The sequence below is a fragment of the Bradyrhizobium sp. SEMIA genome (assembly GCF_014844175.1).
Lineage (GTDB): Bacteria > Pseudomonadota > Alphaproteobacteria > Rhizobiales > Xanthobacteraceae > Bradyrhizobium > Bradyrhizobium arachidis.
On record NZ_CP046601.1, the window covers coordinates 1,240,778 to 1,264,563 of the forward strand.

Consider the following 23,786-nt stretch of genomic DNA (forward strand, 5'->3'; position numbering starts at 1 on the left):
CACTGTAGGGGACAACGCGAGGACAACATGGAAGCCGGCATGGTCACACCCGCGCCGGCACTGGTGCGGTTTTCCGGCATTCAGAAGACCTATGATGGCGAGCACCTCGTGGTGAAGAACCTCGATCTCGACATCAAGAAGGGCGAGTTCCTCACCCTGCTCGGTCCGTCGGGCTCGGGCAAGACGACCACGCTGATGATGCTGGCCGGCTTCGAGGTTCCGACCCAGGGCGAGATCTACCTCGCGGACCGGCCGATCAAGAATGTGCCGCCCCACAAGCGCGACATCGGCATGGTGTTCCAGAACTATGCCCTGTTTCCGCATCTGACGATCGCGGAGAATATCGCCTTCCCGCTCTCCGTTCGCAAAACCGGCAAGGCCGAAGCGCAGGAACGCGTCGGCGCGGCGTTGCGCATGATCAAGATGGAAACCATGGCGCAGCGGCGGCCCGGGCAGCTGTCCGGCGGTCAGCAGCAGCGCGTCGCGCTGGCCCGCGCGCTGGTCTTCAATCCGCAGCTCGTGCTGATGGACGAGCCGCTCGGCGCCCTGGACAAGCGCCTGCGCGAGCAGATGCAGCTCGAGATCAAGCAACTGCACGAGACGATGGGCATCACAATCGTCTACGTCACCCACGACCAGAGCGAAGCGCTCACCATGTCGGACCGCATCGCCGTGTTCAACGACGGCATCGTGCAGCAGATCGACAGGCCCGGCGCGCTGTATGAGCGTCCGGTGAACAGTTTTGTCGCCCACTTCATCGGCGAGAACAATGTGCTCGCCGGCACCGTCGAGACGATCGACAAGACCTATTGCCGGGTTGCGCTGGCCGGTGGCGGCGTCGTGACCGCGCGCGCGGCAAACGTCTCAGGTGCGGGCGCATCGACGTCCCTGTCGGTGCGGCCGGAGCGGATCGCTATCGTCGCGGATGGCGCCTCCAGCGACGGACCGAACCGACTGCCGGCCAGGGTGCAGAGCACGATCTATCTCGGCGACCACGCGCTGGCCGTGCTCGATGTCTCGGGGAACGCCGAGTTCATGGTCAAGTTTCAGCCGGGTGCGCATGACAGCCTGACACCCGGCGAAAACGTCTTCGTGACCTTCCGCCCGGAGGACTGCCTCGCCCTCGATCCCGTTTGATCCAGCGATCACCTCAACGCAACGCACATGAAGAAGGAACAAGGACCATGCTGAAGCGCAAGATTGGCAAGATTGCTCTGGGGTTCGCCGCGGCGTTCGGCGCCAGCGCTGCGCTGGCGACGGTCGCGCAGGCGCGTGACCTCACCGTAGTGTCGTGGGGCGGCGCGTATCAGGATGCGCAGAAGAAAGTCTATTTCGAGCCCTTCAAGAAGGCTGCCGGCATTGCCATGAACGACGAGTCCTGGGACGGCGGCGTCGGCGTGTTACGCGCCAAGGTGCAGGGTGGCGCAGCCACCTGGGACGTCGTCCAGGTCGAGAGCGACGAGCTCGCGGTCGGCTGCGAGGAAGGCCTGTTCGAGAAGATGGACTATTCAAAGATAGGCGGCGAGGCCGCCTATATCCCGCCGTCGGTCAACGCTTGCGGCGTCGGCGCCATCCTCTACGATTTCGTACTCGGCTACGACAAGGACAAGCTGAAGGACGCCCCGAGCGGCTGGGCAGACTTCTTCGACACCAAGAAGATCCCGGGCAAGCGCGCTTTGCGTCAGGGCCCCAAGACCACGCTTGAGATCGCGCTGATGGCCGACGGCGTCGCACCGAAGGACGTCTACAAGGTGCTGGCGACCGACGAAGGCGTCGAGCGCGCCTTCAAGAAGCTCGACACCATCAAGAGCGACATCGTCTGGTGGAAGGCCGGCGCGCAGCCGCCGCAACTGCTCGCTTCCGGCGAGGTGGTGATGACCTCGGTCTACAATGGCCGCATCGACACCGCGAACAAGAACGAGAAGAAGAACTTCGGCATGGTGTGGGACGGCGCGCTCTTCACCCTCGATAGCTGGGTCATCCTGAAGGGCAGCCCGAACAAGGACGCCGCCTACAAGTTCCTGGATTTTGCCGGCAAGGCGGAGAACCAGTCGAAGCTGTCGGAGAACATCGCCTATGGCACCTCGAACAAGGACGCCGCCGGACGGCTTGCGCCCGCCGTCCTGAAGGACCTGCCGACGGCGCCTGACAACATCAAGAACGCGGTCGAGATCAACGTGGGCTTCTGGCTCGAGAACATCGACCGCCTGACCGAGCGCTTCAACAAATGGGCCGCGAAATAGCGCACCCTGCAGGGCTCAACCAATGACGGACGCGCTCCTGACCGGCGCCAATGCGTCGACCGAGGTGTCGCTCAAGCGCCGATTGAGGCGTGCGGAGCGGACACGTCAGGTCAAGGCATTGGCGCTGGTAGCGCCGCTTCTCGTCTTCCTGCTCTTCACTTTCGCCGGACCTATCATCGGAATGCTGTGGCGCGCGGTCGATGACCGGGAGGTGCGCCAGGTTCTGCCGCAAACCATCGCGGCTCTCGCCAACTGGGACGGCAAGGACCTGCCGGACGAAAAGACCTATGTGGCGCTGGCAAGCGACATCCTGGCGGCGCGCGCCTCCGGCACCATTGCGATCGCGGCCAAGCGGCTCAACTACGCACTGAACGGCTTTCGCACCATCCTGACCAGCACGGCGCGCAATCTGAAGGCGATGCCGGAAACAGGCACGGCGAAGGAAACGCTGGTCAAGATCAATCCGGCCTGGCGCGAACGCACGACATGGACGACGATCAAGGACGCCGGCGGCCCCGTCACCGGCTTCTACTTGCTCGCAGCGCTCGACCTGACGCGGAACGCGGACGGCGCGATCGTCGCCGCCCCGCCGGATCAGGCCATCTATCGCGAGATTTTCGCCCGCACCTTCCTCATCAGCCTCGGCGTCACCGCGCTCTGCCTGCTCCTCGGCTTTCCGGTCGCCTACCTCTTGGCGACGTTGCCGCCGGGCCGGTCGAACCTGCTGATGATCTTCGTGCTGCTGCCGTTCTGGACCTCGCTGCTGGTCCGAACCTGCGCCTGGATCGTGCTGCTGCAAAGCAAGGGTGTCGTGAACGACAGCCTGCACTGGCTCGGCATCATCGACGAGCCGCTCCGCCTGATCTACAACCGCTTCGGCGTCTGCGTGGCGATGACCCACGTGCTGCTGCCGTTCATGATCCTGCCGCTCTACAGCAGCATGAAGGCGATATCGCCAGCCTACATGCGGGCCGCCGCCTCTCTCGGCGCGGCGCCCCTCACCGCCTTCCTGCGAATCTATTTGCCGCAGACCCTGCCCGGCATCGGCGCGGGCAGCCTGCTCGTCTTCATCCTGGCGCTCGGCTACTACATCACGCCGGCCCTCGTCGGCGGCGCTGCCGATCAGATGATCAGTTACTTCATCGCGCTCTACACGACCGAGACGGCCAATTGGGGCCTCGCGTCGGCGCTGGGCGCGGTGCTGCTGCTGGCCACGCTTCTGCTCGCGCTCGTCTACGGCAAGCTGGTGCAGGGCCAGCAGGTCACGGGAGGCATGAAGAATTGAGCGACAATCCCTCACTCCGCACGCCCAGCCAGCGCATCGCATGGACCGCGACCGTCGCCATCTCCACGCTGGTCTTCATCTTCCTGATCGCTCCAATCTTGGCGATCATGCCGCTGTCCTTCAGCTCGGGCTCGTACCTCACTTATCCGCTGCCGGGCCTCTCCTTGCGCTGGTACGACGACTTCATCAATTCACCGCGCTGGATGAATTCGCTGAAGAACAGCATGATCATCGGCATCGCCTCGACGCTGCTGTCGATGTTGCTCGGCACGCTGGCCGCGCTGGGGCTCGCGCAGTGGAAGAGCCGGTTCAAGCCGCTGGTGCTGGCCTTCGTGCTGTCGCCGGTCGTCGTGCCCGGCGTCATCACCGCGGTCGGCCTGTACTTCTTCTTCGCGCCGATCGGACTGACCGGCAGCTATCTCGGCTTGATCCTGGCCCACACCGCGCTGGCGACGCCTTTTGTGGTGATCACGGTCGGCGCGACGCTGCAGAGTTTCGATACCAACCTCGCACGTGCCGCCGCCTCGCTCGGCGCCTCGCCGCTTCAGGCGTTCCAACGCGTGATCCTGCCATTGATCCTGCCGGGGCTCGCGTCGGGCGCGCTGTTCGCCTTCGCGACCAGTTTTGATGAAGTGGTGATCGTCCTGTTCATGGCAGGTCCCGAACAGCGCACCCTGCCGCGCGAAATGTTCAGTGGCATCCGCGAGAACATCAGCCCGACCATTACGGCCGCGGCGGTGATCCTGACGACAGTCTCGATCATCCTCCTCGCCACCCTGGAAGGCCTGCGCCGTCGCAACGAGCGGCTCAAGGGCAGCGCCTGATAACTTCTCCCTCTCCCCGCAAGCGGGGAGAGGCGAATGGAACACCGGCCGCCCCTTCTGATTTTGCATTCCGCTACGGCGCGCACCGCTTAGCTGCCGCGACCGTTTGTCGCTACAACGGTCCCGCAACAAAACCCAAACAACAACGCTGAGGGAGAAACACCATGCAAAAACTCATCGCCGCCGTGGCGGCCGGTCTCGCGCTTGCCGCCACGTCTGGCGCGGCGCAGGCGCAGATTTCCGACGATGTGGTCAAGATCGGCGTGCTTACGGACATGTCGAGCCTCTATGCCGACGCAACCGGCAAGGGCTCGCTCGCCGCGGTCGAGATGGCGGTTGCCGATTACGGCGCCAAGGTCGCCGGCAAGCCCGTGCAAGTCGTCGCCGCCGATCACCAGAACAAGCCCGATGTCGGCGTCAACGTCGCCCGCAACTGGTATGACAACGAGAAGGTCGATGCGATCTTCGACGTGCCGACCTCTTCGGTGGCGCTGCCGATCTCGGCGCTGACGCGCGAGAAGAACAAGATCAACATCAATTCCGGCGGCGGCTCCTCCGACATCACCGGCACCGCCTGCTCGCCCAACACCGTGCATTGGACCTACGACACCTACGCGCTGTCGAACGTCGCCGGCAAGGCGATGGTGAAGCGCGGCGAGGACACCTGGTTCTTCGTCACCGCCGACTATGCCTTCGGCATGGCGCTCGAGCGTGACGCGGCCAATGTCGTCAAGGAAAGCGGCGGCAAGGTGCTCGGCGACGTCCGCCATCCGCTCAACTCCTCGGACTTCTCCTCCTTCCTGCTCCAGGCCCAGGCCTCCAAGGCCAAGGTGGTCGCGCTCGCCAACGCCGGCGGCGACACCACCAATGCGCTGAAGCAGGCGGCCGAGTTCGGCCTGACCCAGGGCGGTCAGAAGATGATCGCGCTGCTCCAGGAGATCACCGACACGCATTCGCTCGGCATCAAGGCGACGCAGGGCCTGATCGTCACCGATGCCTTCTACTGGGACATGAACGAGGAGACGCGGGCCTTCTCGAAACGCTTCAACGAGAAGGTCGGGCACATGCCGACCATGATCCAGGCCGGCCTCTATTCGGCGACCATGCACTATCTGAAGGCGATCGACGCCATCAAGACCGACGAGGCGCCGAAGGTGATGGAGCAGATGCGCAAGACGCCGGTGAACGACTTCTTCGCCAAGAACGGCAAGATCCGCATCGACGGCCGCATGGTCCACGACATGTATCTGTTCGAGGTCAAGAAGCCCGAAGAATCCAAGGGCGAGTGGGACCTCTACAAGCTGATCGCCACCGTGCCCGGCGACGAAGCCTTCCGTCCGCTCGACAAGGGCGGCTGCCCGCTGGTGACGCACTGAGCGATGCACTCGGCCGCGCTGTCAATTCCTCATCCTGAGGAGCTTGCGAAGCAAGCGTCTCGAAGGATGAAGGCCCCGCCGGTGGCCTCGCCCTTCGAGACGCGCGCCAAGAGCGCGCTGCTCAGGGTGAGGGTCGACATTGCGTCATGATGAATGAAAGAAAAAGACACGACAGCGCGCCCGGAGAAAACCGGGCGCGCTTCGTTTAGGCCGTCACGCGAGGCGCATTACTCCGAGTACTTGAACTCGGGCATGTTCTTGAGCTCGTCCTTGCTGGCGTTGAACACGGCGTGGTCGGGATACCACTTCGACGTAGATGACGTGGATGAAGTGGCCGGCGCCGTGGTCGTGGTGGTCTTCTCGGTGCCCGTCGCAGCGCCAGTGGTCGTGGTCGTCGCCGGACGGGTGGTCGTGGTCGAAGCAACGGCCTCGTTGACGAACTTCAGCTTCTCGTAGGGCACGGCGACCAGATGCTCGCCCATGCCGAGGAAGCCGCCGACACCGATCACGGCGATCTTGATGGCGCCGCTCTTGTCCATCAGGAGATCGTTGATCGAGCCGATGTTCTCGTTGGCGTCGTTATAGACCTTCAGGCCCGACATCTTCGAGGCACGCCATTCACCCGACGCAGTCGTCGTCGTGGTCGTGGCGGTTGCCGCAGGGGCCGCCTTGTCGGTGGTGGTGGTCGGCGATTGCGCGAACGCAACCGTCGCAAGAAGTGCCGTGCCAGCGAGGCCGGCGGCGATCGATTTCATCAGCATGTTGTCCTCTCCTTCAACAAGAAAACTTGTGCGGAGAAAACAGCGCTGCACACTCGCAGTTCCTTACACGCGGCAATTTCGTCACGCGATGTGCACGCGAAAACGACGAGAATTGTTCCTGCGTCACCCAGGAACATTTTGCGGCGCACGGTTCCCCGCCGACGATCATGCGCCCTGGGTGAAGCACGACCGCGGCGAGGAACGCGCCGACCTGCGTCGCTCAGGTCAGCTCTTGTAGTCGATCAGAAGCGCCGAGAAATCCGAATTGCTGGATGAGCTGCCATTGGCGCCATAGGACGATGTCGACGATTGCGACTGCTGGAGCGCCTGGAGGAATTGCTGGAGGATCTCCGCCGTCGTGGAGTCGGTCGACGTGCTGCTGGTCGAATCCGTCGTCGTCGACGAATCCGAAGAGCCGTCGTCCGACGGCGGCGGACCGGGCGGCGGTCCGCCCGCGCCATCGGCGCCGCCGGGTCCCTTGGCGAAGGCGGACTGAAACACGCCCTTGAGCTCTTCGGCCTGGTCCGAGGTCAGCGTGCCGTTCGACACCTCGCTCGAGATGAGGTTGTCGATCTTCGACTGCATCTCGTCCTTGGAGGGACGCGTGCCGCTCGACTGGTCGCTCGACCGGCTCTGCTGGAGCGCCGTGTCGATGTCGGTCAGCGCCGTCGAGAGCGCGGACTGGTCCGACGAGGAGATGGTGCCGGCGGACACTTCCGATTGCAATTCCTGCTGCAGCCGCTGCAGCGGCGACTGGTAATTACCGGCGGAGGCCGCCGAAATCGAGCTCATGATGGCTCCGTGGGTTTTGCGGGGTTTCGTACGCGACTGCGCCACGGTATGGTTAACGGACTTAACGAGACCTTGCCGCAGCGCTACCCGGTCGTGTCCTGGTGTTGCGGCAGGAGCCTCAGAAATGATCTGAAACAAAAATCTTCGCCTTTTGGCCCGAATCTTGGACAAACAAAGCGCATGGCTATTCCCAATCCCAACATCCTGGTCGTCGAGGACGACCGCGAAACCCGGACGTTGATTGCGAAGTACCTGCGCAACAACGCCTGCAACGTCACCGCCGTGAGCGATGGCCGCGAGATGTCGCGCGCCATGGCCGATCACCGCGTCGACCTCATCATCCTCGACGTCATGCTGCCCGGCGAGGACGGCCTCAGCCTCTGCCGCAAGGTGCGCTCGGAGACGCAGACGCCGATCATCATGCTGACCGCGCGCGGCGAGGACGTCGATCGCATCGTCGGCCTCGAGATGGGCGCGGACGATTATCTGCCCAAGCCCTTCAACCCGCGCGAGCTGCTTGCCCGCATCAACGCGGTGCTGCGCCGCCAGGCCGCGGCGCAGGCGGCAAGCTCGATCGAAGGCGCGAGCACGCTCGCCTTCGAAGGCTGGCGCATCGATCTGCGCCTGCGCGAGCTGCGCAATCCGGAAGGCGCGCGCGTCGCGGTGACCAGCGCCGAGTTCGATCTGCTCCGCACCTTCTGCGAACGGCCCGGCCGCGTGCTGTCGCGCGACAGCCTGCTCGACCTCACGCAGGGCCGCAACACCGGCTCGTTCGAGCGTTCGATCGACGTGCTGGTCAGCCGCATCCGCCGCAAGATCGAGCCTAACCCGGCCGATCCCACCATCATCAAGACGGTGCGCTCCGGCGGCTATCTGTTCACGCCAAGGACTGAACCAGCAAATACTGAAGCGGTTGCGGCGCCCCTGAGCAATTGAGAGGGACGCCGACGATGAAGCCGTTCGGGTTCTTCCACCTCAGGGGCATCGGCGGGCAGATCGCCGCGCTGGTGCTGGCTTCCACCGTCGCGCTGCATCTCGTCGTCACCACCGCCTTCCTGATGAGCCGGCCGGACCGGCAGGATGCCCCGCCGGACGGCGCGCATCAGCTGACCGACGCCGCGCTGCTGCTCGGTGCGGCCGAGCCCGGCGAACGGCCGCGGCGCGCGCGCTCGCGCGCCGCTGTCGTCCTTCGCCAAGGCCGCCGAGGAATTTCAGCCTGGACGCGCCGCCGAGCCGCTGCCCGAGCGCGGGCCGGAGGAGATCCGCTCGGTGGCGCGCGCGCTCAACCGCATGCACGAGCGGATCGCACGGCTGATGTCGGATCGCACGCGGATGCTGGCCGCGATCAGCCACGATCTGTGCACGCCGATCACGCGGCTGCGGCTGCGCGCCGAATTCATCGAGGACGAGACCAACCGCAAGCGCATGCTGATCGATCTCGACCAGATGCGCTCGATGCTGGAGTCCGTGCTCTCGCTGCTGCGCAACGACCGCAAGGTCGAGGCAGTGACGCTGGTCGACATCGCCAGCACGCTCCAGCTCATCGCCGACCAGTTCGGCGACATGGGCCATGTCGTGCATTATGACGGCCCGGCGTCCGCGACCGCCGCCGCGCGGCCCGACGATTTGCATCGCGGCGTCACCAACCTCGTCGAGAACGCGGTGCGCTTCGGCGCCGAGGTCACGATCCGCCTCGACGCATCCTCCACCACGCTCGTCATCGACGTCGAGGACGACGGCCCCGGCATTTCGGACGCGCGCAAGCAGGAGATGCTGGAGCCGTTCGTGCGCGGCGACGACGCCCGCACCATGGACGATTCCACCGGCTTCGGCCTCGGCCTGTCGATCGCGCGCGCGATCGCGATCGCCCATGGCGGCGAGCTCTCGCTGCACGACCGCGAGCCGCACGGCCTGATCGTGCGGATGCAATTGCCGATCTGGCAGGCAGGCACAGCGTCCAGCGGACTAGGGCAATTCCTTCACCTCTCCCCAGCGGGGAGTGGTGAAGACAAAGCGATCCGCAGCGATGCGCCTCAGGCCGCGAGCGGCGGATGCTCGACGGCTGTCTCGTCGAAGATCGCCACCGCCTCGAAGCGATAGCCGCAGGCGCGGCAATTCCAGAGATAGGAGACGCGCCCCTCGCCGGGCTCGATCCAGTCCGGCTGGGAAATTGGCGTGCCGCACTGGGCACAGGGGTTCTGTCTAGGAACGTCGCCGATATGTGCCTTGTTTGATTTTGTCATGGCACCCTCCCACTTCGCAGGCGTCTTCATACTCGCTTTCGCCGGCCGATGCGAATAGACAGGCGTGCTGTCGCTGGCCGGGGGTCGTTCGCCCCAGGCGTCACCTAGACCAGCTTTGCGTCATCACGGCGGCTCGGCGCCGCAAAATCGGCGGCGGCGGCGTTTGGTCACATCATCGCCGCGTTCCGCGCGACTATCCGCAGCGGGTGCAGGTCACTTGCTAGACCCAAGGAATATTCGATGAAGATTTTACGCATTGCCGCGCTGCTCGCGGCCGGACTGATCGTACCGCAGGCCGCATTGGCGGGCGAAGCCGACTATGCCGAGATGGTCGCGATGCATGCGCGCGCCAATGGCGTGCCGGAGGCGCTGGTGCACCGTGTCATCATGCGCGAGAGCCGCTACCAGCCCGGCCTCGTCGGCCGCGGCGGCACCATCGGCCTGATGCAGATCAAGCTCGCGACTGCTCGCGGGCTCGGCTACACCGGCGATGCTGCCGGCCTGCGCGATCCCAACACCAATCTCACCTACGCGGTGAAATACCTCGCCGGCGCCTATCACGCCGCCAATGGCGACCACGCGCGAGCTGTGCGTTATTTCGCGGGCGGCTATTACTACGCTGCAAAGCGGCAGCGGCAGGAGATGGTGCAGCAAGCCAGCAACGAGACGAGCCCCCAGGTTTGGCTCGAGCCCAACGGCAATCCGCAGCCGATGTTCGGCACCGCGCCGCACAGGAAGCTGGCGCAAGGCGTCCGCAACGCGCGGGCGCAGGTTCCACGCGATTGATCGTCATTCCGGGGCGGTCCGCAGGACCGAACCCGGAATCTCGAGATTCCCCGGTGCGCAATAGGTTCGGCTCTTCGAGCTGCCCCGGAATGACTGGTCTGTGGCTAACGCGTTGACACCAGCTCCCACTGGCATACATTAGAGCCGTTCCGAGGGGTGCTCCGAGGAGGAGCTGAGATACCGCTAAATGGGCAAGCCTGCACTTCAGCAAGCCGGCCCAGGACCGCGGTGACCCTTTGAACCTGATCCGGGTCATGCCGGCGAAGGGACAGGGATGTTGCAGACGACCAAGCGACCGGATTCACCGGTATCCATTATCGGCGCAGGCATTGCCGGAGCCTGGCAGGCGCTGCTGTTCGCGCAGGCCGGCCACGCCGTGACTCTACACGAGCGCGGTGACGCGGCGATGACCGAATCCACCAGCCACTGGGCCGGCGGCATGCTGGCGCCCTGGTGCGAGGCCGAGGTCGCCGAACCCATCATCTCCAGGCTCGGCCAGCGCTCCCTCGACATCTGGCGGCGCGAGCTGCCTGATACCCCCTTCAACGGCTCCCTCGTCGTCGCCCATCCGCGCGAGCGCAACGATTTCGAGCGCTTTGCCCGAATGACCGAGGGCCATCGCCGGCTCGACGCCGCCGCTCTCGCCGAGCTCGAGCCGTCGCTGGAAGGCCGCTTCCGCGATGCGCTGTTCTTCCCGGCCGAGGGCCATGTCGAGCCGCGCCGCGTGCTGCCAAAGCTGCACGCGCGCATCAAGGCTGCCGGCGGCACCATCAAGTTCGACAGCGACGTTTCCGCCAAAGACCTCGCAAATCTTGATCCTAAAGGCATCGTGATCGACTGCCGCGGCCTTGCCGCGCGCGAGGAACAACCCGGCTTGCGCGGCGTCAAGGGCGAGATGATCCTGATCGAGACCGACGAGGTGCAGCTCTCGCGCCCCGTGCGGCTGATCCATCCGCGCTGGCCGCTCTACGTGATCCCGCGCGAGGACAATCTGTTCATGCTGGGCGCGACCTCGATCGAGGCCGAGGACACCGGCGTCAGCGTGCGCTCCGCACTTGAGCTTTTGGGCGCCGCCTATGCCGTGCATCCCGCGTTCGGCGAAGCGCGCATCGTCGAATTCGGCTCGGGGCTTCGCCCCGCCTTTCCCGACAATCTCCCCCGCATCGGCATTCGCGGCGAAGCGATCAGCGTCAACGGGCTTTACCGCCACGGCTTCCTGATCGCGCCGGCGCTCGCCGAGCTGACGCTCGCTTACGTCGAGCGCGGCCAGATCGACAATGAGGTGATGCAATGCGCGTGATCGTGAACGGCGAGCAGCGCGAGGTGAACGCGGCCAGCGTCGATGCGCTGCTCTGCGAGCTCGACTACGAGGGCACGCATTTCGCGATCGCGCTGAACTACGACGTCGTGCCGAAGAGCCGCTGGGCCGAGACCAGCCTGAAGGCCGGCGACGAGATCGAAATCATCACGCCGCGGCAGGGAGGGTGAGGATGATGGCACGCTCCATCCACTTGTCGTCCCCGCGAAGGCGGGGACCCATAACCCCAGGGAGCGGTTATGGCGCTCGGTCTCTCCCCGCGTGCCCCAAGAGAAATCACGCGGTATGGGTCCCCGCCTTCGCGGGGACGACAGTTGAACTTGAGGAGACACCTCGCACATGGTGACCTTCTACGGCAAATCCTTCGCCTCGCGCCTCCTCATCGGCAGCGCGCTCTATCCCTCGCCCGCGATCATGCAGGCGGCGATCCGCGCCTCCGGCTCGAACATCGTCACGGTGTCGCTGCGCCGCGAATCCGCCGGCGGCAAGACCGGGGACGCGTTCTGGAAGCTGATCCGCGAGCTCGACGTAACCGTGCTGCCGAACACCGCCGGCTGCCGCAGCGTGCGCGAGGCGGTGACCACCGCCAAGCTCGCCCGCGAGCTGTTCGGCACCAGCTGGATCAAGCTGGAGGTCATCGCCGACAACGACACGCTGCAGCCCGACGTCGTCGGCCTCGTTGAAGCCGCGACCATCCTGATCAAGGACGGCTTTGAGGTGTTCCCCTATTGCACCGAGGATCTCTCGGTCGCCAACCGCCTGGTCGATGCCGGCTGCAAGGTGGTGATGCCGTGGGCCGCCCCGATCGGCAGCGCCAAGGGCATCACCAACCGCGATGCATTAAAACTGCTGCGCGAGCGGCTGCCCGACATCACGCTGGTCGTCGACGCCGGCTTAGGGGCGCCCTCGCATGCGGCCGCAGCGCTCGAGCTCGGCTACGACGCCGTGCTGCTCAACACCGCAATCGCAAAAGCTGCCGATCCCGTCGCGATGGCGAACGCCTTCCGCCTCGGCTGTGATGCCGGCCGCACCGCTTTTGAAGCCGGGCTGATGAACGCCCGCGACTTCGCCTCCCCCTCCACCCCTGTCGTTGGGACCCCGTTCTGGCATGCCGTATCCTGATCGCTTCTATCCCGTCGTCGACAGCCTCAAATGGGTCGAGCGGCTGACAAAACTCGGCGTCGGCACCATCCAGCTGCGCGCGAAAGAGCTGAACGATGCCGAGGCGCTCCAGATCGTCACCGACGCGCTGGCGATCACGAACGGCACGCAAACCAAGCTGGTCGTGAACGACTACTGGCGCGCGGCGATCGTCGCCGGCGCAAAATACCTGCATCTCGGCCAGGAGGATCTTGCCGACGCCGACCTCAAGGCGATCCGCGAAGCGGGCCTGTCGCTCGGAATCTCCACGCACGACGACGCTGAGCTTGCGACCGCGCTCAAGGCCGAGCCCGATTACGTCGCGCTCGGTCCGATCTTCTTCACCACGCTCAAATCGATGCGCTTCGAGCCGCAGGGCATTCCAAAGATCACGGAATGGAAGAAGCGCATCGGCAACATCCCGCTGGTCGCGATCGGCGGCATCAAGTTCGAGCACGCCGCGGAGATCTTTGCCGCCGGCGCGGATTCCATCGCCGTGGTGTCCGACGTCACCCAGAACGCCGACCCGGACGCGCGTGTGCGGCAATGGCTCGGCCAGTCGAAGGAGGCGGCGTGATGCGCACGCTCTCTCCACACCCTCAACTGTCATCGCCCGGCTTGACCGGGCGATCCAGTACGCCGCGGCCTCTCGGCTCTAGCCGCACCGCCTCGGAGTACTGGATCCCCGCCTTCGCGGGGATGACAGCAGTATTTGTCGCTCGCGCAGCGATGCCAACGAACTAAAAGGAGGATCCCATGAACATCCGCTCCAACCCCGACAAGACCGTCCCCGCCGTCACCACCGGCCCCCTTCCCTCCTCGCGAAAAATCTTCGCCTCGCCGGATGCCGCGCCGGACATCCGCGTGCCCTTGCGCGAGATCATCCTCTCCGAGGGCGCGGGCGAGCCGAACCTGCCGGTCTACGACACCTCGGGCCCCTACACCGATCCGTCCGTCACCATCGACGTCAATGCCGGCCTTGCGCGCAATCGCAAGCAATGGGTGCTGGAGCGCGGCGGCGTCGAGGAATATGAGGGCCGGCAGATCAAGCCGGAGGACAATGGCAGCGTCTCCACCGACAAGGCCGCGCGCGCCTTCTCGGCCTATCACAAGCCGCTGCGCGGCCTCGACGGCCACAAGATCACGCAGCTCGAATTCGCCCGCGCCGGCATCGTCACCAAGGAGATGATCTACGTCGCGGCGCGCGAAAACCTCGGTCGCAAGCAGCAGCTCGAGCGCGCGGAGGCGGCGCTTGCCGACGGCGAAAGCTTCGGCGCCGCGGTGCCCGCCTTCATCACGCCGGAGTTCGTGCGCGACGAGATCGCGCGCGGCCGTGCCATTATCCCCTCCAACATCAACCACAGCGAACTCGAGCCGATGATCATCGGCCGCAACTTCCTGACCAAGATCAACGCCAATATCGGCAACTCGGCGGTGACGTCGTCGGTCGAGGAAGAGGTCGAGAAGATGGTGTGGGCGATCCGCTGGGGCGCCGACACCGTGATGGACCTCTCGACCGGCCGCAACATCCACACCACGCGCGAATGGATTTTGCGCAACTCGCCGGTGCCGATCGGCACCGTGCCGATCTACCAGGCGCTGGAGAAGTGCAACGGCGATCCCGTCGCGCTGACCTGGGAGCTCTACAAGGACACGCTGATCGAGCAGTGCGAGCAGGGCGTCGACTACTTCACCATCCACGCCGGCGTACGTCTGCAATACATCCACCTCACCGCCAACCGCGTCACCGGCATCGTCAGCCGTGGCGGCTCGATCATGGCGAAGTGGTGTCTCGCGCATCACAAGGAGAGCTTCCTCTACACGCATTTCGACGAGATCTGCGACCTCATGCGCAAGTATGACGTCTCGTTCTCGCTCGGCGACGGCCTGCGTCCGGGCTCGATCGCGGATGCCAACGACCGCGCGCAGTTCGCGGAGCTCGAGACGCTCGGCGAGCTCACGAAGATCGCGTGGGACAAGGGCTGCCAGGTCATGATCGAGGGCCCCGGCCACGTGCCGATGCACAAGATCAAGATCAACATGGACAAGCAGCTCAAGGAATGCGGCGAGGCGCCGTTCTACACGCTTGGACCGCTGACCACCGACATCGCGCCGGGCTATGACCACATCACGTCGGGCATCGGAGCAGCCATGATCGGCTGGTTCGGCTGCGCCATGCTCTGCTACGTCACGCCGAAGGAGCATCTCGGCCTGCCCGATCGCAACGACGTCAAGACCGGCGTCATCACCTACAAGATCGCGGCCCACGCTAGCGATCTCGCCAAGGGCCATCCCGCCGCGCAACTGCGCGACGACGCCCTCTCCCGCGCGAGGTTCGAATTCCGCTGGACCGACCAGTTCAACCTCGGCCTCGATCCGGACACGGCAAAGAGCTTCCACGACGAGACCCTGCCGAAGGAAGCCCACAAGGTCGCCCATTTCTGCTCGATGTGCGGCCCAAAATTCTGCTCGATGAAGATCACGCAGGACGTGCGGGACTATGCGGCGACGCTGAACGATCCGAACAGCGTGGGCATGTCGATGGCCGGCACCGCCGAAGACGGAATGGCGAAGATGAGCGCGAAGTTCAAGGAGATGGGCTCAAGCGTTTATCTCGATGCGGAGAAGGTGAAGGAGAGTAATCGGGTGTTGTGAGGGGCTCAGCCCGAGCATCTTTTGAACAGTTGCAAGGCCGGGCTCAGCCCGGCCTTTCGCTTGAGACCAGCCGGATTTCTTCTTGCAGCGACCTATATTCAATGAAGCCAGAGGGCTTGCCGCTACCGCACTTCACAATCTAAGATAGCTATGTCGCGCGAACGTGTCTCCGGGTAGCTTACCGGATGGCATCCACGGGCATAATAGTACGAATTCTACGATCTTTTCATATTGGCCGAAACGAGCGGACAACAGTACACCGCAAGTGCCCTGGCAAATCTGGCACGAAAGTCATTTGCAGGAACATGCTCCATGGCTGGACCGAAACAAAGCGGGCTTTCGACTACGACACTCTACTTGATAGCGACTGTTGTGTTTCTAGTCGGCTGTGCACTCACATTCTTCACCGGCACAGAACATCCCGAGGGTTGGACTGCACTGCAGGTTGCCTTGCTTCACGTTGCGAAGGAAATCGGCTTCGCCCTCATAGTTGCCGCCGTTGTTTGGATGGTATTTGAGCAACTCGCGGCCAGGCACGAGCAGGCAATCTGGAACGCCCGTATCGAGTCGATCTCCGAGAATGTATTTTACGGCGTCTTGCGTCGACAAATACCAGCGGGCGTGCTGCACGTAGCCAATCGACTAGCTTTGACACAAAGCCTTTTGCGTAAGAATTTCCGTTACGATATCAGGTTACTTGACCCTGAAGAGGGTGGCAGTGCCGAATATCTAGAGCTCCGGGTAAAGGCACGCTACCAATTAAGTAATGTGAGCGACATTGTCGCTAAACATAGCCTGAAAGGACATCTTCCCGAACCAACGAGCAAGGGTCCTCGTGGAAAAGTCAAATTTCATCACGTTGAAGTTCGACTGCGAAAAGGAGCGTCTGACGGAACACCTGCCGAGCTCGTGGACAAAGCGAATGCGTCTCTCAAGCCTGACGGAAATCGTATCGCATTTGATATTGGTGAATTCGCCGTCGAGCCGGAGGACACGCTCTCCTGTGAGCTTGAATATTCGCTAATCAAATCCTCCGAAGACACTGACTTAATCCGGACACATCTTCCAGCCGAAGCGCTGACCGTTTCGATAAAGGATGAAACTAAGAAGCAGTTTCTAATCCAAGCCCTCTCGATACACGATAGGGACGTCATTTCAGCGAAGAACGACGTCGAGCAAGGCTCGTATGAGTATCAAATTAATGATTACCTCTTACCTCACCAAGGGATGTTGCTGTGGTGGAAACCACGAAAATAGAGCAAGCATGAAAGCCGATGTCCTCGCGTGACATTTGCGTTTTGCTTCTTGAAAGACAGCGACCTGCTCAACACTATGAGCCCCCGCCTCCCCGACCAGCTCCGCGAAAACCTCCGCCTCGTCTTCGTCGGCACCGCCGCCTCGACGCGCTCGGCCGAACTCGGGCACTACTACGCGCATCCCGGCAACCGCTTCTGGCGCGCGATCCATGAGGCCGGGATCACGCCGCGGCGGTATCAGCCGGGCGAGTTCGCATTGCTGATCGAGCTCGGGATCGGCTTCACCGATCTCTCCAAGTCGGGCGCCGGGATGGATCACCAGATCGCGGCGGAGACGATCGACGTGCCGGGGTTCAGGAAGAAGATGGAAAAGTACCGGCCGCGGACGGTTGCGTTCACGAGCAAGAAGGCGGCGAGCTTGTTCTATGGCAGGCCGTCAGCTGCGATTGCGCTGGGGCGGCAGGTGCGCGATGCAAGCCTGCCGGAGATTTTTGTGCTGCCGTCGCCGTCCGGCGCGGCGTCCGGGCATTGGACGCTGGAGCCGTGGCGCGAGCTTGCGAAGTGGATTGCCGAATAGCGTAGATTGACGATGGCGCCTCACACTCAGTCGTCGTCCCTGCGAAAGCAGGGACCCATAACCACAGGGAGACGTTTGGCGAAGACTCGTCGTTCGGTACTTCTACCGGCAGCAAGCCGATCGATCACGCGGTATGGGTCCCGGCGCCCGTGCGCAATTGCGCACTAGGCCGGGACGACACCGGGGGTTTGGCGCGCAGCTTCGTAGGGTGGGCAAAGGCGCGTCAGCGCCGTGCCCACGTCGACAGCACGTGGGCACGGCGCGCGAAGAGCGCGCCTTTGCCCACCCTACGAAGCTGCGCGCCTAGAGATCGAAATTGGTCGGCATCATCACCACGTCGCGGATGGTCATGCCGCGCGGCCGTGTCAGCATGAACATCACCACTTCGGCGACTTCGCTGGCCTCCAGCAGGCTGCCGGAGTCCCTGGCATCCTTCAGCTTCTCGGGCGGCCAGTCCGCGAGCAGCGAGGTGACGACCGGGCCGGGCGAGATCGAGCCGACGCGGATGCCGTGCTTGAACACCTGGCGCCGCACCGTCTGGACGAAGCAGTTGATCGCCCATTTGGACGACGCATAGACCGGCTCCCATGGCGTCGGAAAATGCGCCGCCAGCGAGCTCGTGACGATGATGTCGCCGGTCCGGCGCGCAATCATGTGCGGCAGCACGTCGTGCACGTTCTTCATCACGACGTTGACATTCAGATTCAGCATCCGGTCGATCGCCGTGGTGTCGGCATCGACGAGGTCGCCCCCGACATAGCTGCCCGCATTCGCATGCAGGATGTCGAGCTGGCCCGCGTTCTCCAGAACGCGCGGCAGCAACGTGGCGCAGTCCCTGGGATCAAGCAGGTCGACGACCAGCGGGATCACGGCATCGCCGTGCTTGCGATTGAGCGTCGTCAGCGCGGCCTCGTCGCGGTCGACCATCACGACGCGCGCGCCCGCGGCCAGCATCGCCTCGGCACTCGCAAGACCAATGCCCGACGCAGCGCCGGTCACGGCCGCAACCTTGCCTTCCAATACTCTTGCCATGAGATCACCATTCAGCTGAGGTCGGCAGTATAGCGACCTCAGGTGAATTGGCGATGTGGATCGCCGGCGTCGACAGCACGTGGGCACGGCGCGCGAGGGGCGCGCCTTTGCCCACCCTACGGCACCGGGGCTCCCTCACCCCGCATACGCCTTGTCCAGGTCCGCGATCACGATCTTCCGCATCTTCATCATGGCCTGCATGACGCGGTTCGCCCTGGTGCGATCGGGGTCGCCGAGGTAGCGGCCGAGCGCTGATGGCACCACCTGCCAGGACAGGCCGAACTTGTCCTTGAGCCAGCCGCATCGCGACTCCTCACCGCCGTCGGCGGTGAGCGCTTCCCAGAAATGATCCACCTCGCCTTGCGTCTCCACGCTGATGAAGAACGACACCGCCTCGTTGAAGCGGTGTTGCGGCCCGCCGTTGAGCGCGTGGAAGCGCTGGCCTTCGAGCTCGAACACCGCCATGAAGTCGCTGACGGTCTCGATCTTGGCGTTGGGGAACACCGATTTGTAGAACGCGACGGCCTCGGGGACGTTGTTGTCGAACCAGAGGAACGGCGTGATGGAGGTCATGGGCGGGGATCCTTTCGGCAAGGGGGGCTTCCCAAGGACGCGGCCGGGAGCGGCGTTCCGACATTGAGATGCGAGATTTTTTCGACCGGCCGCAGTCCGTAGGATGGGTAGAGCGCAGCGAAACCCATCAATCGAGCCAAAACGGCAGATCGGGCGGTTCAATGATCGGTTTCGCTGCGCTCTACCCATGCTACGCGGAAAACCGGATAGCCTGTCGGAAGCCGCCCTGCTCGTTCGTCCTCTGGACCTGACGATCACCCCGGAGACCGCCGATGCCTCCCACCATCACCGCCTTCGAAAACTCGCCCGACCGCGGCCGGGGACAGGCGCGCGACATGCGCGTCCGCTGGGCGCTGGAGGAAGTCGGGCAGCCCTATGACGTCCGCCTGGTTTCGTTCAAGCAGATGAAGGAGCCGGCGCACCTTGCGCGGCATCCGTTCGGGCAGATTCCGACCTATGAGGACGGCGATCTCGCGTTGTTCGAGTCCGGGGCGATCGTGCTCCACATCGCCGAACATCATCCCGGGCTGCTGCCGGACGAGCCGAATGCACGCTCGCGCGCGATCGCATGGATGTTCGCCGCGCTGAACACGCTGGAGCCGCCGATCGTCGAGCTCGGCATGGCGATGCTGTTCGAGCGCGACAAGAGCTGGTACGAGGCGCGCCTGCCCATGCTGCAAGATCGCGTCCGTGTCAGGCTCGGCGAATTGTCCCTCCGCCTCGGCGGGGCCGACTGGCTCGACGGCGCTTTCAGCGCCGGCGACCTCATGATGGTGACGGTGCTGCGTCGGCTGAACACATCGGGGCTGCTGGAGGAATATCCTGACATCGCCGCCTATGTCGCGCGCGGCGAAGCCCGGCCGGCGTTCCGGCGGGCGTTCGAGGCGCAGCTGGCGGTGTTCACCGCGGCATCGGGTTCGTAGGGTGGGTTAGACGCGCGGCTGCGCGAAGCGCGGGCCGTGCGGCGTACCCCACCGCCTCTGTCGCCCCGAAGAGGTGGGTTACGCCAAGGGACTGCGCTTCGCGCAGCCCGGGGCTAACCCACCCTACGAGCTTCGCTCCCCATTGCATCCATCTCGGCGCCCCTGCATGCTGGCCCCGCCATCACAGGGGAGCCGCCGCATGCTGACCCTTTACTCCTACCCGGAACTGTTCGGCGTCGCCGACAACAACGGCTACGGCCTCAAGGTCTACGCCTTCCTCAAGCTCGCGGGCGTGCCGTTCGTGCACGAGCACATCTTCGATGCCTCCGCGGCGCCGCGCGGACAGCTGCCTTACATCGTCGACGACGGCGAGACCATCGGCGACAGCGAGACCATCATCGCGCATGCGATCGCGAAATATCGCCTGACCATCGATGCTGCGCTGTCGGCGGAGCAGCGCCGCACCAACCACCTCGTCACGCGCATGCTCGATGATCTCTACTGGGTGATGTCGTATTCGCGCTGGAAGGACGAGCGCTTCTATCCGGCGTTCCGCGACGGCTTCATCGCGCAGCATCCGCAGATCAATGCGGAAGGGTTCGAGAAGGCCAAGGCCTACAACGCGCAGCGCTATCATTTCCAGGGCATCGGCCGCTATACGCCCGAGCAGGCTTACGCGCGGGGCCTCGCCGATCTGCAGGTGCTGGCCGAGATCGTGCCGGCCACGGGTTTCGTGCACGGCGCGGCCCCGACCAGTGTCGATGCCGGCATCTACGGCTTTGTCGCGAACATCTATTACTTTCCGATCCCGACGCCGCTGAAGGCTTTTGTCGATGCGCACAACAATCTCGTCGCGCATTGCGAGCGGATTCATGCGATGGTCGGAAAATCGTAGGGTACGTTAGTCTCGTAGGGTGGGCAAAGCGAAGCGTGCCCACGACCTGTATCCATCACGAGCGAATGGTGGGCACGGCGCTATGCGCCTTTGCCCACCCTACGGCACCGAGTCAGACGGCACCGTCTCCTACCGCATCGTGATCGCAAGCCCGCTCAGATCCGCATTCGCCATCAGCCCGACCTGCGTGCCGGTCAGCTCCAGCACCGCGCCCTTCTGGTTGGTCAGCACGATGGCGCGGGCGCCGCGACCGACGGCGAGGCCGGCACCGGCAGCGCCATAGACGCCGGCGACGTCGGAGGGGCGGTTGATGTTGGAGACGCGGCCGCGCAGCACGGTTTTCGAGCCGCCGAAGACGAGCCCGTAATCGAGCCCGCCGGTGGAGAGCGGATAGGCGCGGCCGCGGAAGTTGAGGACGCCGGAGCCGCCCGAGCCGCCGATGATCCAGCCCGCCTTGTAGATCGTCAGCACCACGGTGCCGCCGTCGGCCAGCGCGGCGGTCGAGAGGCCGGCGAGAGCGGCGATGGCGACCAGCGCGGCGCGGAAGGTGGATGCGATCTTCATGCAGAATCTCCGGGGGCTATTTTTCAAGGGGGAAAGCGAATCAGACGCGACGAATCTATCCGATCGATCGCGGCGGCAACATGATCGGGGTGGGCGCGGGTTGCGAGGTCCAGCAACACCCCAACTGTCATCGCCCGGCTTGACCGGGCGATCCAGTATTGATCCAGTATTCCGGTGACGTTGGTGATTGAACCGAGAAGCCGCGGCGTACTGGATGCCCCGGTCAAGCCGGGGCATGACGGCGGAGTTGGTGCCCTGCACCGACGCCGCCGCGATCATGCCATTCTGCCAGTGTTTTGCCCGACGCGTCAAGCCGGACTTCTGCCTTTCCGAATCAACTGACAAACCTCGCCGTTTCTACTGTGCATGGGGTTGTTTTCGAGTTTTTGTTCGGCCCCCCTCTCGCAATGCCGATTGCAACTCCCCCGCATCTCGCTACGCTCATGCGCCGACACCACCCGAGGTGACCCATGCCGATCCAGCATTTCGCGCCCCCGCCGCACGTCAAGGCGCCGCCGCTGTCCTTTGCGACGCGCGTCGGCGATCTCCTGTTTGTCTCCGGCATTCCCGGCTTCGATGCCCATGGCGCGCTGCCTGACGGCTTCGATGCGCAGTTCGCCAACGTCGTCGTCAACATCCGCCGCGTGCTCGACGAGGCCGGCGCGACGGTCCGCGATCTCGTCAAGGTCAATGTGCTCCTGACCCGCGCGTCCGATGTCGCCGCGATGAACGCGCTCTATGCAGGCAGCTTCGGCCCGCCGCCCTACCCGGCGCGCACCACCTGCGTGGTGCACGCCCTGCCAGATCCGAAGATGCTGATCGAGATCGAGGCGGTGGCCTCGCTGGCGAAGTGAGCCGCGCCAGACACGTGTGACTTGCGGGACACGCGGCCAGACCAAGTGCGCCGCTGCGTCTGACATGTCCGTGAACGGCCGCTCTCCCCGGCTTGCAAAGGACCTGCCTTTACCGCACGAATTTTCCGCTCACCCTTCCCCACAAGGAGATACTTCATGCGTCGCGTTCTCGCCCTCTGTGCCGTTGCCGGCATCGCCAGTTCCGTGTTCGCCGTGCCGGCGTCGGCGGCGGTCGGCTATTACGTGATCCGCTGGGACAACACCGGCATCTGCCAGGTCTGGAACGAGGACCTGAAGTACAAGCCGTTCCAGATTGGGGTGTCGACCTACAAGGTCGTCAGCAAGCCGCTCCCCACCTTCACTGATGCCTCCAATCTCCAGATCAAGCTGCGCGCCGAGCGCCGCTGCACGCTGTAAGCCTCACGCGACGACTCGCGTTCGGAAGGGCGGATCGCACAAAGCGGTCCGCCCTTTTGCTTTGCCGGCGCCCTCGCTTTTTTTCAGGCGAAATCAGGCGTTTCCCGCGGCCGCGCTTTGAACCTGCTTTGCGGATGGAACTACTCACATCTTGTCCGGGGCGCCTGCCTGAAAGCGTCCCGCGCCACCTCCTCCCGTCATTGTCGGGAGGCGCATCACATCTTTCATTTGAGGAGCTATCATGCGTCGTATTTCCATGCTGTGCGCTGCCGCGGGTCTTGCCGTCACGGCCTTCGTCGCCGCGAGCCCCGCCGAAGCCAGCTATCACCTGATCCGCTGGCAGGACACCGGCTTCTGCCAAATCTGGGACGAGAGCATCCCGACCACGCCGTGGCCAGCCGGCTATCACCGCGCCAGCGAGACCGTGCCGACCTTCGTCGACGCGCTGATGCTGAAGGACCATGCGCTGAAGGCCGGTCACTGCAGCTGGTAAGATCCGATCGGCGGACGACAAGGGCCGGGCAAGGATGCGATGCTAGCATCCTTGCCCGCTCGCGTTTCTATCCTTCGGCCTTCGGAGCAGAACGATGCGCCCGACGACGACAGCAACGGTTCTCACAGCTTCGCTCCTGCTCGCGGCGGCCGCGCAAGCGCAGGCGCCGCAAGCCTTCCGCGTGATCTCGCCGATCTTCAGCCAGCTCGTCAGCTTCGCGATGCCCTCGCAATTCACCGTGGTGTTCGAGAACACCAAGGGCGGCCACTACATCCGCGAAGCCGTGCTCAAGGGCGAGACGCCCGAGCGCTGGACGCAGATGATCACGGTGACAGGCGAGAAGGGCATGACGCTGACGCCGGGTCACTCGCCCGAAGCATTCGCCGCCACGATCGCCGGCGGCTTCAAATCCGCCTGCCCCGACAGCTTTGCGGTGCAGCCGCTCGGCGCCATGACATTCGGCGGCTTCGAGGCTTTCGCTGCGGTGATCGGCTGCGGCCGCATCGACAGCGGCCCGACCCGCCACAGCGAGAGCGCGCTGCTGATCACGCTGAAAGGCACGCGCGACTACTACACCATCCAGTGGGCCGAGCGCGGCCCCGAGACCGACGAGCCGCCGGTCAGGGACGAACGCTGGCAGACGCGCCTGAGCGATCTCGGCCCGATCGCGCTCTGCCCGATCGTGGCGGGGGAAGCCCCGCCCTATCCGAGCTGCGTGAACAAGAGCTGAGGCGGCCGCACGCTCGACTGCCGTAGGGTGGGCAAAGCGCAAGCGTGCC

26 protein-coding genes, 1 pseudogene and 1 riboswitch are annotated in these 23,786 nt (G+C 64.3%); of the genes and pseudogenes, 21 read left to right on the plus strand and 6 right to left on the minus strand.

Annotation, left to right across the window (positions count from 1 at the left end; genetic code table 11):
• The first annotated feature begins 27 nt into the window (after positions 1–27).
• The 5 genes from FOM02_RS05935 (at position 28) to FOM02_RS05955 (ending at position 5,728) form a co-directional block, all read left to right on the plus strand.
• Complete coding sequence (locus tag FOM02_RS05935; RefSeq protein WP_027560679.1) at positions 28–1,137, plus strand: ABC transporter ATP-binding protein; 1,110 nt, start codon at positions 28–30, stop codon at positions 1,135–1,137.
• A 47-nt stretch (positions 1,138–1,184) separates the two neighbouring features.
• On the plus strand, positions 1,185–2,243 hold the full coding sequence (locus tag FOM02_RS05940) for an ABC transporter substrate-binding protein (RefSeq protein ID WP_027560680.1): 1,059 nt from the start codon (positions 1,185–1,187) through the stop codon (positions 2,241–2,243).
• Between the two features lie 22 nt (positions 2,244–2,265).
• Positions 2,266–3,528 carry an ABC transporter permease gene (locus FOM02_RS05945; protein WP_027560681.1) on the plus strand — a complete coding sequence of 421 codons (1,263 nt, stop codon included), beginning with the start codon at positions 2,266–2,268 and terminating at the stop codon, positions 3,526–3,528.
• Positions 3,525–4,352: an ABC transporter permease gene (locus tag FOM02_RS05950; RefSeq protein ID WP_027560682.1), complete on the plus strand. Its 828-nt coding sequence runs from the start codon at positions 3,525–3,527 to the stop codon at positions 4,350–4,352. The genes FOM02_RS05945 and FOM02_RS05950 overlap by 4 nt, the downstream gene beginning before the upstream one ends.
• Positions 4,353–4,516: 164 nt before the next feature.
• On the plus strand, positions 4,517–5,728 hold the full coding sequence (locus FOM02_RS05955; protein WP_027560683.1) for an ABC transporter substrate-binding protein: 1,212 nt from the start codon (positions 4,517–4,519) through the stop codon (positions 5,726–5,728).
• Between the two features lie 227 nt (positions 5,729–5,955).
• On the opposite strand, the gene FOM02_RS05960 is transcribed toward FOM02_RS05955, so the two are convergent.
• Both FOM02_RS05960 and FOM02_RS05965 read right to left on the minus strand, forming a co-directional pair.
• Entirely contained in the window at positions 5,956–6,489 is a 534-nt protein-coding gene (locus tag FOM02_RS05960; protein WP_027560684.1) for a PRC-barrel domain-containing protein, read from the minus strand.
• A gap of 225 nt (positions 6,490–6,714) precedes the next feature.
• Positions 6,715–7,281: a hypothetical protein gene (locus tag FOM02_RS05965; RefSeq protein WP_027560685.1), complete on the minus strand. Its 567-nt coding sequence runs from the start codon at positions 7,279–7,281 to the stop codon at positions 6,715–6,717.
• 180 nt (positions 7,282–7,461) lie between these two features.
• On the opposite strand from FOM02_RS05965, the gene FOM02_RS05970 reads away from it, so the two are divergent.
• Positions 7,462–8,217: a response regulator gene (locus tag FOM02_RS05970; RefSeq protein ID WP_027560686.1), complete on the plus strand. Its 756-nt coding sequence runs from the start codon at positions 7,462–7,464 to the stop codon at positions 8,215–8,217.
• Positions 8,218–8,231: 14 nt separating this feature from the next.
• Positions 8,232–9,225 (plus strand): annotated as a pseudogene (locus tag FOM02_RS05975) (ATP-binding protein); the annotation flags it as partial.
• An 89-nt stretch (positions 9,226–9,314) separates the two neighbouring features.
• Here FOM02_RS05975 and FOM02_RS05980 read toward each other — a convergent pair.
• Positions 9,315–9,524, minus strand: a complete 210-nt coding sequence (locus FOM02_RS05980) for a hypothetical protein (RefSeq protein ID WP_084334516.1) — start codon at positions 9,522–9,524, stop codon at positions 9,315–9,317.
• A gap of 240 nt (positions 9,525–9,764) precedes the next feature.
• On the opposite strand from FOM02_RS05980, the gene FOM02_RS05985 reads away from it, so the two are divergent.
• The 8 genes from FOM02_RS05985 (at position 9,765) to FOM02_RS06020 (ending at position 17,256) form a co-directional block, all read left to right on the plus strand.
• On the plus strand, positions 9,765–10,310 hold the full coding sequence (locus FOM02_RS05985) for a lytic transglycosylase domain-containing protein (RefSeq protein WP_027560687.1): 546 nt from the start codon (positions 9,765–9,767) through the stop codon (positions 10,308–10,310).
• Positions 10,311–10,452: 142 nt separating this feature from the next.
• Positions 10,453–10,597, plus strand: a riboswitch (TPP riboswitch).
• Complete coding sequence (locus FOM02_RS05990; RefSeq protein WP_027560688.1) at positions 10,585–11,610, plus strand: FAD-dependent oxidoreductase; 1,026 nt, start codon at positions 10,585–10,587, stop codon at positions 11,608–11,610. (Overlaps the previous riboswitch by 13 nt.)
• The gene (gene thiS / locus FOM02_RS05995) at positions 11,601–11,798 is read left to right on the plus strand and encodes a sulfur carrier protein ThiS (RefSeq protein WP_027560689.1); all 198 of its coding nucleotides are present in this window, start codon (positions 11,601–11,603) and stop codon (positions 11,796–11,798) included. Before FOM02_RS05990 ends, thiS begins: the two co-directional genes overlap by 10 nt.
• A 169-nt stretch (positions 11,799–11,967) precedes the next feature.
• A complete protein-coding gene (locus tag FOM02_RS06000) occupies positions 11,968–12,750 on the plus strand; it encodes a thiazole synthase (RefSeq protein WP_027560690.1) in 783 nt (260 codons plus the stop codon).
• Positions 12,737–13,345, plus strand: coding sequence for a thiamine phosphate synthase (locus tag FOM02_RS06005; RefSeq protein ID WP_027560691.1), 609 nt, complete (start codon positions 12,737–12,739; stop codon positions 13,343–13,345). Before FOM02_RS06000 ends, FOM02_RS06005 begins: the two co-directional genes overlap by 14 nt.
• 179 nt (positions 13,346–13,524) lie before the next feature.
• Positions 13,525–15,423, plus strand: a complete 1,899-nt coding sequence (gene thiC / locus FOM02_RS06010; protein WP_027560692.1) for a phosphomethylpyrimidine synthase ThiC — start codon at positions 13,525–13,527, stop codon at positions 15,421–15,423.
• Positions 15,424–15,735: 312 nt separating this feature from the next.
• Positions 15,736–16,680: a hypothetical protein gene (locus FOM02_RS06015; RefSeq protein ID WP_027560693.1), complete on the plus strand. Its 945-nt coding sequence runs from the start codon at positions 15,736–15,738 to the stop codon at positions 16,678–16,680.
• A 75-nt stretch (positions 16,681–16,755) separates the two neighbouring features.
• Complete coding sequence (locus FOM02_RS06020) at positions 16,756–17,256, plus strand: mismatch-specific DNA-glycosylase (protein ID WP_035730884.1); 501 nt, start codon at positions 16,756–16,758, stop codon at positions 17,254–17,256.
• 303 nt (positions 17,257–17,559) lie between these two features.
• Here the strand turns inward: FOM02_RS06020 and FOM02_RS06025 are convergent, their stop codons facing one another.
• Positions 17,560–18,288, minus strand: coding sequence for an SDR family oxidoreductase (locus FOM02_RS06025; RefSeq protein WP_027560695.1), 729 nt, complete (start codon positions 18,286–18,288; stop codon positions 17,560–17,562).
• A 135-nt stretch (positions 18,289–18,423) separates the two neighbouring features.
• The gene (locus tag FOM02_RS06030) at positions 18,424–18,861 is read right to left on the minus strand and encodes a VOC family protein (protein WP_027560696.1); all 438 of its coding nucleotides are present in this window, start codon (positions 18,859–18,861) and stop codon (positions 18,424–18,426) included.
• A gap of 272 nt (positions 18,862–19,133) precedes the next feature.
• Between FOM02_RS06030 and FOM02_RS06035 the strand changes: the two genes are divergently transcribed.
• On the plus strand, positions 19,134–19,784 hold the full coding sequence (locus tag FOM02_RS06035) for a glutathione S-transferase family protein (RefSeq protein WP_027560697.1): 651 nt from the start codon (positions 19,134–19,136) through the stop codon (positions 19,782–19,784).
• A gap of 199 nt (positions 19,785–19,983) precedes the next feature.
• The gene (locus tag FOM02_RS06040; RefSeq protein ID WP_027560698.1) at positions 19,984–20,679 is read left to right on the plus strand and encodes a glutathione S-transferase family protein; all 696 of its coding nucleotides are present in this window, start codon (positions 19,984–19,986) and stop codon (positions 20,677–20,679) included.
• A gap of 129 nt (positions 20,680–20,808) precedes the next feature.
• On the opposite strand, the gene FOM02_RS06045 is transcribed toward FOM02_RS06040, so the two are convergent.
• Positions 20,809–21,243 (minus strand): hypothetical protein, encoded by a 435-nt coding sequence (locus tag FOM02_RS06045; protein WP_027560699.1) that lies wholly within the window; start codon positions 21,241–21,243, stop codon positions 20,809–20,811.
• 470 nt (positions 21,244–21,713) lie between these two features.
• Here FOM02_RS06045 and FOM02_RS06050 point away from each other — a divergent pair, with 470 nt between their 5' ends.
• From FOM02_RS06050 to FOM02_RS06065, 4 genes are all read left to right on the plus strand, one after another.
• Complete coding sequence (locus FOM02_RS06050) at positions 21,714–22,097, plus strand: RidA family protein (protein WP_027560700.1); 384 nt, start codon at positions 21,714–21,716, stop codon at positions 22,095–22,097.
• 156 nt (positions 22,098–22,253) lie between these two features.
• Complete coding sequence (locus FOM02_RS06055; RefSeq protein WP_027560701.1) at positions 22,254–22,514, plus strand: hypothetical protein; 261 nt, start codon at positions 22,254–22,256, stop codon at positions 22,512–22,514.
• A 241-nt stretch (positions 22,515–22,755) separates the two neighbouring features.
• Positions 22,756–23,007 carry a hypothetical protein gene (locus tag FOM02_RS06060; protein WP_027560702.1) on the plus strand — a complete coding sequence of 84 codons (252 nt, stop codon included), beginning with the start codon at positions 22,756–22,758 and terminating at the stop codon, positions 23,005–23,007.
• Positions 23,008–23,101: 94 nt separating this feature from the next.
• A complete protein-coding gene (locus FOM02_RS06065; protein ID WP_027560703.1) occupies positions 23,102–23,737 on the plus strand; it encodes a hypothetical protein in 636 nt (211 codons plus the stop codon).
• Positions 23,738–23,786: the final 49 nt, after the last annotated feature.